Below are 13,065 nucleotides of genomic sequence, written 5' to 3' on the forward strand. Positions count from 1 at the left end.
CACCTTACGGGCTGGTCAGGTCCTGTTGACCGTGAGGTAAATCCCAACCGCAGCAGTGACTACGAGCGAACTTCCATAGAGCAGCATGTTGTGCAGGCCGAACAGCGCGCGCAGGATGTCTGTAGCGCGCGGCCGCTCGGTTTCCAGCGACCATTCTGCGAGGTTCCCATCGACGGCCTGCCGATAGAGTCGCCGGAACCCGCGCTCCAAGGAAAGAAACTTGGCGTCGATCAGTGCGAATGCCGCAATCACGTACGCAGCGACGAGAGCGATGATTGGCGTCGCCGAAGTGGCGCCGAACCCGAGCAGGGCAGCGGTCACGGTGACGCACCACCCCTTGACGGTGGTCGATTGCGACGACAGCCGATTGATCACACCTTGAATCAACTGAAGATGAGCTTCACTCGCCATGCCGTCCATGCTCTCAACCAACAGCGGCCACGGGAGTGCGTCACGGCGCGCCAGGCAGCCCGACGGAGCGTAGCGCTCGCTACTACCGTGGATAGTCATAAGCACGCCGCCAGACCTGCCTTGGACACGACAGGACGATCGATGCCCGGTAAAAGAGTGGTCCTCTTCTCCGACATCAAAGGACGAGATGGTTACGCCAGTGTCTTCTTTCCGCTGTCAACGATGGCAGTGGGCGCGACGCTCAAAGGTCTCGGGCTCGACGTCACCATCATCGACGCCCAAGTATCTCCTGACTGGGAAGAGATAGTTCGTTCAACCGCGGCCGATCTCCTCTTCTTCGGTGTCTCCGCGCTCACCGGCCCCTCGCTGGGAAGCGCGCTCGATGCCGTCCAGCTCTTGCGGCAACTCACCCCCGATACCCCCGTGGTCTGGGGTGGATACCATGCGACTCACAGCTACCCGGCGCTCTTTGCCGAGAAGCTTGCGGACTACGTGGTGAGAGGCGCTGGCGAGTTGGCTGTTCCTGGTTTGGTGAAGGCTCTTCGAACCGAGAATCGTACGAGCCTAGATCGCTTGCTGGAGCAAGTGCCGAACCTCGCTTGGCAGCGTGCGGACGGATCCATCGCAGTCACACAGCGCCGCAAAGTCGGAACGATGGATGTCATCCCGCCGCTGGATTATTCGCTCGTCGACGTCGAAACCTATCTAGCTGCTAACGGACGTGAGCTCCACACAATCACGAGTTATGGGTGCCCGCACGCCTGCACCTTCTGCGTCGAGCCGAGCCAAAGTCTGCGTCGCTGGCGGGGCCTCGATGCCGAACTGGTGGTCGACCGCATCGTTGAGCTGGCGAGCACGCATCGTCCTGCCTTGATCAGCATCCAGGATCCAAATTTCTCGTCAGACCCGCGCCGGGTCATGGAGATCACCGAGCTTCTGATAGAAGCCGACACGGGTGTCGAGCTCCGCTGCGACATGCGTGCCAAGGACGTCATCCGACTAGCCGAGCTCATGTCCTTGAGTGAGCTGCCAAAGGCCGGCTTCACCTCGATCTTCATCGGGCTCGAGTCCGGCTCCGATCGACTCCTGAAAGTTCTCAGAAAGGGATCGACCGCGCAGGAAGCATGGGCAGCCTGTGCCGCGTTGGACGAGGCAGGAGTGACCACGCTGACCAGCTTCATGCACGACATCCCGGGCGAGACGCCTGATGACAGCGACAAGACATTCGCCTTACTGGAGAGATTGGGACCGCTCGAGCTCAACAACCAGCGACATCACTTCTTCGTTCCTTATCCTGCGACGCCTCTGTTCGAGGAACTGGCTGCGGCGAGCCAACAGTTCAGTGGCTGGACACAGCGACAATGGTCCGAAACCGGAACCTACTGGGGGAGCAGCGTCTGGCCCGGGCGAACCGAGTTCCGCCGTCGGGTCATAACTCGGCTGCGCGCGCTGCAACGGCGCTTCCCGCACTCCCTCGAAGACAGCGGTTTGCCACAACTGGAGCGGCCGCACTCGACGCCGGCCGCCCTTGATCAGCACTTTGTCCAGTCGGGGAACTGATCGAGCGTGAAGATCGCATTCACCGGCGCAAGCTCGACCGGAAAGACGACCGCCGCCACGCAACTCATGGCGATGCCGGCGTTCCGCAGCCACGTCGACGTCTTCCACCAAAGCGGCGGACGCGAGCTTCTCGACGGGCTCGGCTTCGACGGACTCGATGCGATGGACAGTCACGAGACCGCCTTCTACGAGCTGGCATATTTCATCCGCAAGCTCGACCGCGAGCAGCAGTCTCCATCCTTCCTGTCGGATCGCTCCTATCTCGATGTCGCAGCCTTCTGGCTGGAACGGGACACGATAGGCCGGAGTGAGTACGTGCAGCAGTTGCTTGTCGAACCTTGCCGCCGGCTCACTCGCGAGTACGACCTGCATTTCTACTTTCCGACCGGCCTGATCCCCTTCGTCGAAGACGGACGCCGATCCAGCGAGCAGCGCTTTCACCAGCGGATCGACAACCGCATTCGCAGCCTCGCCGAGGATTGGCGAGTACCCCTTGTCACCGTCGAAGACAGCGATCTCGATCGACGCGTCGACTTCATCTCGGCGACTGTCGTCGCCACCACCCGTTTCCGGTCCGCCACGGCACCGCCCCACCACGTCCACTACGAGCAAGAACGGCACGCATGATGGAACTGGAACTTCGCTTCGAGATATCTGCCGAGCTCTACCATCGACTCGAGCAGGAGCGCGACTGGTCGCCGGCGGAGCAGGTGTGCGACCTGACCCTCGGACCAACCGGCGCGACCTCTATGCAGACAGACGGCTTCGTCGTGCGACTGCGCCGCACTGCCGGCAACGTGCGGATGGAGTATAAGAAGCCCCAGAATGCAGACTGGTCCGCGTGGACCGAATACGGGACCGAGGTCGGTAGCTTCAGTGAAACGGTCAAGATCCTGAAAGCCCTGGGGCTGCAAGCCGGGTTGGTGCTCGACAGAACCCGGCGGACCGCTCGCCACGGACATCTGACCTTGTCGCTGGACGATGTCCGTGGGCTGGGCCGATTTCTGGAGATCGAAGCGGAGGTCGACCGAGCCGAGGACGAGAGCGCGGCGGCTGAAATCGCCCACGAGCGCGAGTTGCTCGGTCTGCAGAATCATCCTTCGGCTCGCCCGTACGGAGAGCTCCTGCTCATGCGGCTCGAGACCGAGCCGGGCTTCCGCGAGAAGCATGAGCGCCAGATAGCCGAGATGCTCGAGCCCGAGTAGCGCAAATGGATTCGCGGCCGACAGACGTATCTCGCGCCGTCAGCACAGCTGAGGCGTTGCTGGGCATCGAGTCGTTCGACAGACTCATCAGTTCGCTGCGAACGCGAATGCTGCTGTCCGAGGGCCGCTTCGAGGCGCATGAGTTCGGGAGGGACGAGCATGCCTCAGGTACGGCGGGCGCCGTACTGCTCGGGCTCGCCGGCGTCCAGGCGATCCCGACGAGCGAACTGCGAACGGTCGCAGCCGACGTCGCCGCGCTGGTCCGGCCGACCGGGGATCTCCGTGGCCATGACTCCGACCCGAACATGGCTTCCACATCATGGGCGCTCGCTCAGATCGCGCTGGCGCTACTCCGTCGATCAGGGACTGCAGCTTTCCATTCGTCAGTGGTCGCCACTCTCTGCCGGAGACTGCTGTCCTTCCAGGACCAAGAGTCGGGTGGCTGGGCGTTCCGGGAAGGCGAGGCTCCTCAGCCGCTGTTTGCCTTCTACCCGAGCTTCGCCTTGACTCGCGCGCGAGCCGCCGGCTTGCTCGACACAGCGACAGTGAATCTCGCAGTCCTGGGAACCGCGAAGTACATTGCCGCTCTTCTCGAAACCCGAGGCGTGTCTCGAGAAGAGCGGCTCCTGCTTGCGCATGCGCTACATCAACTGACCACCACATCGCCGGACTGTTTTCGCCACGTTCCGCACTCTCGCGAGTTGCTCGATTCCGCGCTCGCCGACAGTCACACCTCCGGTCGATTGCTGCTCGAAGACAGATCGATCGTCGTCTACGCACAACCCACGTGGCACGCAGTGGTTTGGCGACCGCTTTTCTACCTGATCGCGCGGCACCACGCGCCGCCAACCGCACCGCTCGGCTCACTCCTCGGCAGGGAACTCGTCGAAGGCTTCTCTCGTGACCTCATGGCCTGGACAGGTCCGTCGGTGGGAGTACGCACCGGCACAGGAGCCTCATGGGCGTCTGCACTCGCGCTGGAGGCCACCTATCGTCTCGCGACCGATATCGCCGCAACCGGTCTGAGCGCCCGAGCCTGGAAGTCACGCTGCGATGAGATCGCCGCCGAGCGCTACGAGTTCGACGTCGCGATCTCGTTCGCGGGGGCCGATCGCCAGATCGCGCTCGAGATCAGCCATCGCCTGAAGACAGCGGGATACCGTGTTTTCTACGACCACGACTTCCAGTACGCACTGCTGGGTGAAGACCTGACTCAATATCTGCAAGACACGTACGCCAATCGCAGCAGATACGCAATCATCGTGGTGTCCCAGGCGTTCCTGGACTCACGCTGGGCAGGCAATTGGGAGTGGCGAGCAGTCCTGGCGCGGATGCAGCGTCAAAGTACGGCGTACGTGCTTCCGTACCTGCTCGAGGACATCGAAGTCCCAGGACTCAATCCCACCGTCGGGTACGTGTCGCAGCAACAGTGCGCACCGACCGAGTTCGCCGACCTCGTCGTACGGAAGCTTCGCCAGGATTCGCCCTGAACAACCGCGCTGTTCACTTGTTGTCCGCCCCGGAGGTTGATCGACATGTACGATCCGCACACGACCGGCCGATCCACGCTGCGATTCCTGCTCACCGACAAATGCAATCTGCGGTGCATGTTCTGCCACAACGAGTTCCAGGGCGACGCGGGTGCGAGACGGAGCCAGGACTGGGACTTCGCGCTGGTCCACGAACTGCTCCTGCAAGCTGCCCGCCGCGGACGCCTGCGAGCGAAGTTCTCGGGCGGTGAGCCGACCCTCCATTGGCAGGCCTTGCTGCAACTGGTCGAGTCGAGCCACTCAGCGGGCGCCACAGATTTGACTCTCTTCTCCAACCTGACCCTGCTGGGCCCGGCGAAATTGGCCACGCTGCACGAAGCCGGCGTAACGAAACTCCACGCCAATCTGCCGTCATTCGATCGGTCCGGCTTTGCGGCACGTACAGACCAGACCAGGTGGGACGTGGAGACCGTGCTCGCAAACGCGGAGGCGGCCCGCGGCCTCGGTTTCGAGGTCCAGTTCAATCTGGTCGTGACGGGGCCGGATTCGTCGACAGTGGTCAGCGACACTGTCGCCGCCGAGTTATCGCTCGCTGACCGGCACCGCGACAGCTGGGACGCGCTCGCAATCGTGGCTGACGACTGGGCACCTGATCCGGCAGCGATCCAGCAGCAGATCGCGAATACCTTGCTGGGTCTGCCTGACGCAGCCGAGACGCGCGAAGGCCCGAAACGCTCCTACCTCTTCACCTGGCGTGGCCGCCGGCTTCTCGCGTCCCGGTGCACACAATGGCACCGACCCGCCGAGCTTGCGGCGGCCGATCTCTATATAGTTCCACCTGGAGTTGCACTGCGTGACTACGCCCGAGGACGCGCCTATCGGCTCCGCAGACGCAGCGGAGCGGCAGAATCGCGTTCACCGCTACGGTGAGTAAAATCTAACATTATGGGTCGGCCTGTGAACAACACTTTCGACGACGATCCAGTCGTCGCCGCTACCTCCGAGTTCGTCCGCGATCAGCTCCACGGCGAGCAGACCGGACACGATTGGTGGCACGCACAGCGGGTGATGCACCTTGCCACCATGATCGCCCAAGAGGAGCGAGCGGATCTCCGGATCGTCCGGCTGGCGGCGCTGCTCCACGATGTCAAGGACTTCAAGTTCGTCGGGAATTTCGACGAAGGACCCAAGCTGGCCAGATCCTGGCTGACGTCGAACGGCGTGGACGAACGCGTCATCACAGCGGTGGAGGCGATAGTGCGCGGCGTCTCCTTCAAGGGTGCCAACGTCACAGAGGTCGTATTGTCACTGGAGGGTCGATGCGTTCGCGATGCTGACCGGCTCGACGCCATGGGAGCGATCGGGATCGCCCGAACCTTTGCCTATGGCGGCCACGTCGGTCGGCCTATTCATGATCCCGACTGCGACCCCGTTCTCCACGACAGTCTTGACACCTATCTCAACAGCACCGGCACGACGATCAACCATTTCCACGAGAAGTTGCTGCTGCTGAAAGACCGGCTCACCACATCCACCGGGCGTCGACTAGGTGATATCCGCCACGACCGGCTGCTGCGATTCCTCGCCGACTTCGACGAAGAATGGCAGCAGGTCGGCGATCTGGCCTCGGTCCGCTGATCGCGGACCTCGAGTCGCACTTAGCCTCGGTCGGCCCCTCTACAGGCGCGCGACACCTTCAGATTCGGCGGCGGTGGCAACGGCCGCCGCGACGGCGGGGGCTACTCGGGGGTCGAAGGGGGACGGGATGATGTAGTCGGGGCGGAGGTCGTCGGGGGTGATCAGGCCGGCGAGGGCGTCGGCGGCGGCCAGTTTCATTCCCTCGGTGATGCGGCTGGCGTTCGCGTCGAAGGCGCCGCGGAAGATGCCGGGGAAGGCCAGGACGTTGTTGATCTGGTTGGGGAAGTCGGAGCGGCCGGTGGCCACGACGGCGGCGTGGCGGTGGGCGATGTCGGGGTGGACCTCGGGGTTCGGGTTCGCGAGGGCGAAGATCATCGCGTCGTCGGCCATCTGCGCGACGGCCTCCTCCGGGACCGTGCCGCCGGAGACGCCGAGGAACAGGTCCGCGCCCGCGAGCGCGTCGACCAGCCGGCCGGACAGACCGCCGGTGTTGGTGTCCCGCGCGAGCGACAGCTTCACCGGGTTCAGATCGGCGCGGTCCTCGTGCAGCACGCCCTTGCTGTCCACGACCGCGAGATCACCCACGCCCGCCTGCAGCAGGATCCGCGCACACGCGACGCCGGCCGCGCCCGCACCGGAGATCACCACCCGGATGTCCGCGATCGACTTCCCGGTGACCTTCAAAGCGTTGCGAAGAGCAGCGAGGACGACGACCGCCGTACCGTGCTGGTCGTCGTGGAAGACCGGGATGTCCAGCCGCTCCTTCAGCCGGCGCTCGATCTCGAAGCAGCGCGGCGCCGAGATGTCCTCCAGGTTGATCCCGCCGAAGGTCGGCGCCATCCGCGCGACCGTCTCGACGAACTCGTCCACGTCGGTGCAGTCCAGCGCGATCGGCACCGAGTCGACGCCGCCGAACTCCTTGAACAGCAGGGCCTTGCCCTCCATCACCGGCAGCGACGCGGCCGGGCCGATGTCGCCGAGGCCGAGGACGGCGGTGCCGTCGGTGACGACCGCGACGACGTTCGACTTCCAGGTGTAGCGCCGGACCAGCGACGGGTCCTCGGCGATCGCGGTGCAGACCCGGGCGACGCCGGGCGTGTACGCCTTCGACAGGTCGTCGGCGTCGCGGACGTGGACGGCGGACGTGACCTCGATCTTGCCGCCGCGGTGCAGTTCGAAGACGGCGTCACCGGCGTAGGGATCAGTGGGAACGGACGACTCAACAGGTTGGGCGACCATGCGGGGACCCTTCGGGGGAATTCGAGCGGAACTGTGATGGTGGGCGTTCGATGAGGGTGCGTCGAACGGCGCCGTTGCCAGGGGGTCACCCGTCGGTCACGAGTAAACCACAGGGACAACTGGTCTGCTGTGAGGGGTCCCACATCCCCCCGGATGTGCCAGGATTCTCGGAATCACAACCCCTGTCGAGGAGAATCCGCGATGAACATCGTCCCCACTCTCCGCAAGCGCCGTGTGCAGGCGGCCGCAGCAGCCGCCGTCCTCGCGCTCACGCTCTCCGCCTGTGGCAGCGACTCAGGCAGCGGTGGCTCCGAGGACAAGGCGCAGGCGGCCGGCATCACGCTGGTCAAGCCCGGCAAGCTGACCGTCTGCACGCACCTGCCGTACAAGCCGTTCCAGTACAAGGACGGCACCAAGGTCGTCGGCTTCGACGTGGACCTGCTCGACCTGGTCGCCAAGGATCTCGGCCTGGAGCAGGACGTGGTCAACATCGAATGGGCCCAGGTCACCTCCGGCGCCGCGTTCCAGGCGAAGAAGTGCGACATGGGCATGGGCGCGATGACGATCACCAAGGAGCGTCAGGCCGCGATCAGCATCACCGAGCCGTACATGGACGCCACGCAGGTGCTGATGACCAAGAAGGACTCCGGCATCAAGTCGCTGGCCGACCTGCGGGGCAAGAAGCTCGGCGCGCAGGCCGACACCACCGGCAAGAAGTACGCCGACGACAACGCCAAGGCGAACGGCTACACGGTGATCCCGTTCAACGACCTCGCCCTGCAGGAGAACAACGTGAAGTCCGGCCGGGTCGACGCCGCGATCAACGACAACGGCGTGCTGTACGACTTCGTCAAGGAGAACCCGGACATGGCGGTCGTCGCCGAGTTCAACACCGGCGAGCAGTACGGGTTCGGCGCGCTCAAGGACGGCAGCGGCCCGAAGCTGGTGTCCAAGTTCAACGAACTGCTGACCAAGGCCAAGTCGGACGGCAAGTACAACGAGATCTACAAGAAGTGGTTCGGGGTTGAGCCGACGAAGTGAGTACCGTGCCAACCTCAGGGACGACCGCTCCTGTTGAGCGGAAGGGGCTGAGCCCGCGGCAGCGGGCCCAGCGCTCCCGCTGGATCCAGTACGGCGTGCTCGTCGTCCTGGTCCTGGTCGCCGCGTTCAGCGCGAACTGGGGCCAGATCGTCAGCGTCTTCTTCAAGCCGGAGTTCATCAAGTCGACGTTCCAGGACGGCGTCCTGCAGGCGCTGGTGAAGACGCTCGAGTACACCGCCGGCGCGTTCGTGATCGGCCTCGCGGGCGGCACGCTGCTGGCGCTGATGAAGCTCAGCCAGGTCGGTCCGTACCGGTGGATCGCGACGGCGTACATCGAGTTCTTCCGCGGCCTGCCGGCGATCGTGGTGTTCATCGCGTTCAGCCTGCTGCCGCTGGCGTTCCCCGGGATGACGATTCCCTGGGACCCGTACGGCGTGGTGTGGCTGGCGCTCGGCATCGTGGCGTCGGCGTACATGGCCGAGGTGATCCGGGCCGGTATCCAGGCGGTGCCGAAGGGACAGGTCGAGGCGGCCCGGTCGCTCGGCATGCCGGCCGGCCTGGCGATGCGGAAGATCGTGCTGCCGCAGGCGTTCCGGATCGTGCTGCCGCCGCTCACCAACGACCTGATCCTGCTGGTGAAGGACTCCTCGCTGGTGTTCATGATCGGTGTCGCCGCGGACGGGTACGAGTTGACCGGCTTCGGCCGGGACCTGGCCAACACGTACTCGAACCTGACGCCGATCGTGGTCTGCGGGTTCTGCTACCTGCTCATCACCCTGCCGCTGGGCATCCTGGCCCGCCGGCTCGAGGCACGGACGGCGAGGACGCGCTAAATGGCACTGGTCGAGATCAAGAACCTGCACAAGTCCTTCGGCAGCAACCACGTCCTGCGCGGTATCGACTTCGCCGTCGAGCAGGGCGAGGTCGTCTGCGTGATCGGCCCGTCCGGGTCCGGCAAGTCGACGCTGCTGCGCTGCGTCAACCTGCTGGAGCAACCGCAGGAGGGGCAGGTGATCGTCCGCGGCGAGGACATCACCGATCCGGACTGCCACCTGGACGCGGCCCGGCAGCAGATCGGCATGGTGTTCCAGCAGTTCAACCTGTTCCCGCACCTGTCCGCGCTGGGCAACTGCACCGTTGCCCAGCGCACCGTTCTCAAGCGCGGTCAGGAGGAGGCGGACCGGATCGCCCGCGCCAACCTGGAGCGGGTCGGGCTGAGCGAGAAGATCGACGCCTACCCGGCGCAGCTGTCCGGCGGCCAGCAGCAGCGGGTCGCGATCGCCCGCGCGCTGTCGATGGACCCGGCGCTGATGCTGTTCGACGAGCCGACGTCGGCGCTCGACCCGGAGCTGGTCGGCGACGTGCTCACGGTGATGCGCAAGCTCGCGCTGGACGGGATGACGATGCTGGTCGTCACCCACGAGATGGCCTTCGCGCGCGAGGTCGCGGACCGGGTGGTGTTCATGGACGGCGGCGTGATCGTCGAGCAGGGCCCGCCCGCCGACGTGATCGGCGACCCGAAGGAGGAACGCACCCGGACCTTCCTCCGCCGGGTGCTCGACCCGACCCACGTCGAGCCGACCGGCTGACGCCATCACGCTGTGTGCCCGGGTGATGACCGGGCACGCAGCGTGACAGGGGTCGATGCTACGAATAGGTCTCTGTTCGGGGTTCCTCCGTGCGCTGTCCGCGGGTCGCTGTGTCAAGATGCGGACACATGGCACCGGGCCGACCGGTGCCCGGTTTTGGAGGACTAGATGTCTGTCCTGCGGAGGACGCTGGTGCTGTCCGGCGTCCTGGTTCTCGCGGCCGCCGGGTGCGGCTCGAACTCTCTCGAAGGTGGTTCGTCCACCTCTTCGTCGAGCGCCCCCTCCAGCGCTCCGGCGAGCGGGCCCGACCTGAGCGGCTCGTTGCCGGCCAAGATCAAGTCGGCCGGCAAGATCGTCGTCGGCGTCGACGCCAGCTACCCGCCGAACGAGTTCCTGCAGGGCGGCAAGACCGTGGTCGGCATGGACGTCGACCTGTTCAACGCCGTCGCGCAGAAGTTCGGCGTCACGGTCGAGTGGCAGCCCGCCGGGTTCGACACCATCATCACCGGTGTCCAGGGCGGCAAGTACGACGTCGGCGTCTCGTCGTTCACGATCAACGACAAGCGCAAGCAGCAGGTCAACATGGTCAGCTACTTCAACGCCGGCACCCTGTGGGCGACCGCGAAGGGCAACCCGAAGGGCGTCAACGCCGACGACGCGTGCGGCAAGACGGTCGCGGTGCAGAAGGGCACGACGCAGCTCGAGGACGACATCCCGAAGCGGCAGGCGGCGTGCAAGACGGCCGGCAAGCCCGAGATCAAGCTGGTCGTCCGGGAGAAGCAGGACCAGGCGACCGCGGACCTGGTGGCCGGTAAGGCCGACGCGATGCTGGCCGACTCCCCGGTCGTGCTGTACGCGATCAAGCAGACCAACGGACAGCTCGAGCAGCTCGGCGACATCTACGACGCCGCGCCGTACGGCTACGTGGTCCCGAAGAAGGAGACCGCGTTCGCGCAGGCCATCACCGAGGCACTGAAGTCGCTGGACAGCGAGGGCACGTACAAGAGCACGCTGCAGAAGTGGAACAACGACTCGGGCGCGATCACCGACTTCGCCGTCAACCCGTGAGTTCGTTGTCATGAGCACGGAAACTGAAGCCCGGCCGCAGGACGCTCCCGAGCGGCCGGGCGCGATCGACGCCGTACCGGTCCGGCACCCGGGCCGCTGGGTCGCGATCGCGGTGATCGTGGTGCTGGTCGCGATGCTGGTGCATCTGCTGGTCACCAACAAAGCGTTCGACTGGAACTTCGTCTTCGAGGCGATGAACCAGCAGCCGGTGATCAACGGGTTCCTCAAGGGCACGCTGCTGGTCACCGTGCTGTCGATGATCCTCGGTGTCGGCGGCGGTGTACTGCTGGCCGTGATGCGGCTGTCGGACAACCCGATCCTGTCCGGGACGGCCTGGGTCTTCACCTGGTTCTTCCGCAGCATCCCGCGCTACATCCTGCTGTTCACGATGGGCACCCTGGGGATCCTGTTCACCGACGGCATCCAGTTCGGGATCCCGTTCGACTGGAAGATCATCGATTGGCTCGGGATGTCCGGCGACTGGCGGTTCTTCACCCTGGACGCCAACCAGGTGTTCACCGGGATCGTTGCCGGTGTCATCGGTCTCGGGCTGTCCGAGGCGGCGTACATGGCCGAGATCGCCCGGGCCGGCATCCTCAGTGTCGACAGGGGCCAGGCCGAGGCCGCGGAAGCGCTCGGGATGAGCAACGGCAAGGTGATGCGCCGGGTGGTGCTGCCGCAGGCGATGCGGGTGATCGTGCCGCCGACCGGCAACGAGACCATCGCGATGCTGAAGGACACCTCGCTGCTGCTCGCGGTCCCGGTGATCGGCGAGCTGTTCTACCAGCTGCAGTCGATCGGCAGCACGTTCTACAAGACGTTCCCGATCGCGGTCGCCGCGACGCTGTACTACCTGGCCGCGACCAGCGTGCTGATGGTCGGGCAGTACTTCCTCGAGCGGCACTTCGGTCGGGGATTCGGGACCGGCAAGGCGCCGCGGGCCGCCCGGCCGGCCGGGGCAGGAGGCGCCTGATGCCGCTGGTGCACGCGGTCAACGTGACCAAGTCCTTCCACCACAACGAGGTGCTGAAGGGCATCGACCTGGATGTCGAACGCGGGCAGGTGGTGTGCCTGCTCGGTCCGTCCGGCTCCGGCAAGACGACCTTCCTGCGCTGCATCAACCAGCTCGAGACGATCGACGGCGGCCGGATCTGGGTCGACGACGAGCTGATGGGGTACTCCGAACGCGAAGGCAAGCTGTACCGCCTGAAGAACAAGGAGATCGCGGCCCAGCGGCGGGAGATCGGGATGGTCTTCCAGCGGTTCAACCTGTTCCCGCACAAGACCGCGCTGGAGAACATCGTCGAGGCGCCCACGCAGGTCAAGGGCGAGTCGAAGAAGACGGCCCGCGAGCGGGCGATGAAACTGCTCGACCGGGTCGGTCTCGCGGACCGGTGCAACGCCTACCCGGCGCAGCTGTCGGGCGGCCAGCAGCAGCGGGTCGCGATCGCCCGGGCGCTGGCGATGCAGCCCAAGCTGATGCTGTTCGACGAGCCGACGTCGGCGCTCGACCCGGAGCTGGTCGGCGAGGTGCTCGCGGTGATGCGGGAGCTCGCCCTGGACGGGATGACGATGATCGTGGTGACCCACGAGATGTCGTTCGCCCGCGACGTCGCCGACACGGTCGTGTTCATGGACGGCGGCGTCGTGGTCGAGGCCGGCCCGCCGAAGGACGTGATCGGGAACCCGCAGCATTCCCGCACGCAGGCCTTCCTGTCCCGCCTCCGGTCGGAGCACGAACACCCGTAGCCGGATTTTTCTCGCCCCGGTCGGCCCCGCCCGCCGTGCATCGAACGCGTTGAGGTTGGATGATGTACGGCGTGG

At 65.3% G+C, this 13,065-nt stretch carries 14 protein-coding genes; 12 read left to right on the forward strand and 2 right to left on the reverse strand.

Annotated elements, in window-relative coordinates; all coding sequences use genetic code 11:
* Window positions 1-15: 15 nt before the first annotated feature.
* Window positions 16-420, reverse strand: coding sequence for a hypothetical protein (locus tag ABZW60_RS12510; protein ID WP_355476137.1), 405 nt, complete (start codon window positions 418-420; stop codon window positions 16-18).
* 132 nt (window positions 421-552) lie between these two features.
* On the opposite strand from ABZW60_RS12510, the gene ABZW60_RS12515 reads away from it, so the two are divergent.
* From ABZW60_RS12515 to ABZW60_RS12540, 6 genes are read left to right on the forward strand one after another with little or no spacing between them, the layout of a single operon-like run.
* Complete coding sequence (locus ABZW60_RS12515; RefSeq protein WP_355476139.1) at window positions 553-1,971, forward strand: radical SAM protein; 1,419 nt, start codon at window positions 553-555, stop codon at window positions 1,969-1,971.
* Window positions 1,972-1,977: 6 nt separating this feature from the next.
* Window positions 1,978-2,598, forward strand: coding sequence for an ATP-binding protein (locus ABZW60_RS12520; RefSeq protein ID WP_355476141.1), 621 nt, complete (start codon window positions 1,978-1,980; stop codon window positions 2,596-2,598).
* Window positions 2,595-3,176 carry a CYTH domain-containing protein gene (locus ABZW60_RS12525; protein ID WP_355476143.1) on the forward strand — a complete coding sequence of 194 codons (582 nt, stop codon included), beginning with the start codon at window positions 2,595-2,597 and terminating at the stop codon, window positions 3,174-3,176. The genes ABZW60_RS12520 and ABZW60_RS12525 overlap by 4 nt, the downstream gene beginning before the upstream one ends.
* Window positions 3,177-3,232: 56 nt before the next feature.
* Window positions 3,233-4,666 (forward strand): TIR domain-containing protein, encoded by a 1,434-nt coding sequence (locus ABZW60_RS12530; protein ID WP_355476145.1) that lies wholly within the window; start codon window positions 3,233-3,235, stop codon window positions 4,664-4,666.
* Between the two features lie 45 nt (window positions 4,667-4,711).
* The gene (locus tag ABZW60_RS12535) at window positions 4,712-5,596 is read left to right on the forward strand and encodes a radical SAM protein (protein WP_355476147.1); all 885 of its coding nucleotides are present in this window, start codon (window positions 4,712-4,714) and stop codon (window positions 5,594-5,596) included.
* Between the two features lie 27 nt (window positions 5,597-5,623).
* The gene (locus ABZW60_RS12540; protein ID WP_355476149.1) at window positions 5,624-6,304 is read left to right on the forward strand and encodes an HD domain-containing protein; all 681 of its coding nucleotides are present in this window, start codon (window positions 5,624-5,626) and stop codon (window positions 6,302-6,304) included.
* A 39-nt stretch (window positions 6,305-6,343) separates the two neighbouring features.
* Here ABZW60_RS12540 and ABZW60_RS12545 read toward each other — a convergent pair whose 3' ends face one another.
* Window positions 6,344-7,543, reverse strand: a complete 1,200-nt coding sequence (locus tag ABZW60_RS12545) for an NADP-dependent malic enzyme (protein ID WP_355476150.1) — start codon at window positions 7,541-7,543, stop codon at window positions 6,344-6,346.
* 201 nt (window positions 7,544-7,744) lie between these two features.
* Here ABZW60_RS12545 and ABZW60_RS12550 point away from each other — a divergent pair, with 201 nt between their 5' ends.
* The 6 genes from ABZW60_RS12550 to ABZW60_RS12575 all read left to right on the forward strand — a co-directional run bounded on the left by ABZW60_RS12550 (window position 7,745) and on the right by ABZW60_RS12575 (window position 12,990).
* A complete protein-coding gene (locus ABZW60_RS12550) occupies window positions 7,745-8,584 on the forward strand; it encodes an ABC transporter substrate-binding protein (RefSeq protein WP_355476152.1) in 840 nt (279 codons plus the stop codon).
* Window positions 8,585-8,589: 5 nt separating this feature from the next.
* A complete protein-coding gene (locus ABZW60_RS12555) occupies window positions 8,590-9,417 on the forward strand; it encodes an amino acid ABC transporter permease (RefSeq protein ID WP_355476154.1) in 828 nt (275 codons plus the stop codon).
* Window positions 9,418-10,173 carry an amino acid ABC transporter ATP-binding protein gene (locus ABZW60_RS12560; protein WP_355476156.1) on the forward strand — a complete coding sequence of 252 codons (756 nt, stop codon included), beginning with the start codon at window positions 9,418-9,420 and terminating at the stop codon, window positions 10,171-10,173. It begins immediately after the preceding gene.
* A 168-nt stretch (window positions 10,174-10,341) separates the two neighbouring features.
* Window positions 10,342-11,241 (forward strand): ABC transporter substrate-binding protein, encoded by a 900-nt coding sequence (locus tag ABZW60_RS12565; RefSeq protein WP_355476158.1) that lies wholly within the window; start codon window positions 10,342-10,344, stop codon window positions 11,239-11,241.
* Window positions 11,242-11,251: 10 nt separating this feature from the next.
* On the forward strand, window positions 11,252-12,214 hold the full coding sequence (locus ABZW60_RS12570; protein ID WP_355476160.1) for an amino acid ABC transporter permease: 963 nt from the start codon (window positions 11,252-11,254) through the stop codon (window positions 12,212-12,214).
* Window positions 12,214-12,990 (forward strand): amino acid ABC transporter ATP-binding protein, encoded by a 777-nt coding sequence (locus ABZW60_RS12575; protein ID WP_355476162.1) that lies wholly within the window; start codon window positions 12,214-12,216, stop codon window positions 12,988-12,990. The genes ABZW60_RS12570 and ABZW60_RS12575 overlap by 1 nt, the downstream gene beginning before the upstream one ends.
* Window positions 12,991-13,065 lie beyond the last annotated feature (75 nt).

It is taken from the genome of Kribbella sp. NPDC003557, assembly GCF_040610805.1.
Classification (GTDB): domain Bacteria; phylum Actinomycetota; class Actinomycetes; order Propionibacteriales; family Kribbellaceae; genus Kribbella.